Origin of the sequence: Kitasatospora arboriphila (genome assembly GCF_039528095.1) — a bacterium.
GTDB classification, from domain to species: domain Bacteria; phylum Actinomycetota; class Actinomycetes; order Streptomycetales; family Streptomycetaceae; genus Kitasatospora; species Kitasatospora arboriphila.
The window spans coordinates 14,961-16,687 of record NZ_BAAALD010000100.1; the positions used below are offsets into that span (position 1 = coordinate 14,961).

Sequence of the window (1,727 nt, forward strand, 5' to 3'; positions counted from 1 at the left end):
GGGCGGGGGCGGCGGGGCGGCGCCGCCCCCGGGCCCCCCTTCGTGACGTTCCGGCCCGCCGCACCGGGCCGGCCACGGTCTCCCCGCGGAGACCGCACCGCACACCCCGAGAGGAGACACGGCAGCCCGACCAGGCCGCCGTACACACACCATGGCAACCATTCCGACTCTGGGCGCCGGCTACACCACCGGCCGCACCGCCTCCCGCGCCGAGACCCGCGAGCTGCTCGGCAAGGCCACCTACGACCTGCTGGTGATCGGCGGCGGCATCCTCGGCACCGCAACCGCCTGGACGGCGGCGCAGGCCGGTCTGAAAGTCGCCATGGTCGACGCGGGCGACTTCGCCGGCGCCACCTCCAGCGCCTCCTCCAAGCTCGTCCACGGCGGTCTGCGCTACCTGCAGACCGGCGCGGTCAAGCTGGTCGCCGAGAACCACAAGGAGCGCCGCGCGCTCGCCACCGACGTCGCCCCGCACCTGGTCAACCCGCTGACCTTCTTCGTGCCGGTGTACAAGGGCGGCCCGCACAGCGCCCCGAAGCTCGGCGCCGGCGTCTTCCTCTACTCGGCGCTCTCCGCCTTCCGCGACGGCATGGGCCGGGTCTCCACCGCCGCGCACGCCGCCCAGCAGGTGCCGGCGCTGCGCACCGAGGGCCTTCGCTCGGTCGCGGTCTACGGCGACCACCAGATGAACGACTCCCGGGTCGCCGTGATGACCGTGCGCGCCGCCGTCGAGTCCGGCGCGGTCGTGCTGAACCACGCCGAGGTCACCGGTCTGCGCTTCACCGGCGGCCGGGTCTCCGGCGCGGAGCTGCGGGACCGCCTGGACGGCACCGAGTTCGGCGTCTCCGCCCGCCTGGTGCTCAACGCCACCGGCCCCTGGGTCGACCACCTGCGGAAGATGGAGGACGCGGGCGCCGCCCCGTCGATCCGCCTCTCCAAGGGCGCGCACGTCGTCGTCAAGCGCCGCACCCCGTGGCGCGCCGCGCTCACCATCCCGATCGACAAGTACCGCGTCTCCTTCGCGATCCCGTGGGAGGACCACGTCCTGCTCGGCACCACGGACGAGGAGTACACCGGCGACCCGCTGGACGTCCGCGCCACCGAGGCCGACATCGACCAGATCATGGACGAGGCCGGCCACGCCATCCGCGACGAGCACCTCGACCGCGACCTGATCACCTACGCGTTCGCCGGCCTGCGGGTGCTGCCCGGCGGTCCCGGCGACACCGCCGCCGCCAAGCGCGAGACCGTCGTCACCGAGGGCCGCGGCGGCATGCTGTCGGTCGCCGGCGGCAAGTGGACGACCTACCGGCACATCGGCCGCGCCGTGCTGGAGAAGCTCAAGCACGTGCCCGGCACCGGCCTGGCCGAGGACATGTCGCCCTTCCCGGCGACCGTGCCGCTGCCCGGCGTCGGCGCGCCGAACGCCGTCGCGCACCGCCTGCTGGTCGACCGCGAGCCCGGCTCCCGGATGGAGCCGCTGGTCGCCAAGCACCTGGCGAGCCACTACGGCACGCTCTCCTTCGAGATCGCCCACCTGATCGCGCAGGACCCGGAGCTCGGCCGGCCGGTCCACGCCGACGGCCCGGACGTCTGGGCGCAGGTCGCGTACGCCGCCGACAACGAGTGGGCGTACACCGTGGACGACGTGCTGCGCCGCCGCACCACCATGACGGTCCGCGGCCTGGACACGCCGGAGGTCCGCCAGGAGGTCGAGGCCTTCCTCG

At 74.3% G+C, this 1,727-nt stretch carries 1 protein-coding gene; it reads left to right on the top strand.

The window, feature by feature from the left end; genetic code table 11:
* Positions 1 to 151 precede the first annotated feature (151 nt).
* On the top strand, positions 152 to 1,727 hold a 1,576-nt coding region (locus ABD353_RS33095), incomplete at its 3' end, for a glycerol-3-phosphate dehydrogenase/oxidase (protein ID WP_344627385.1).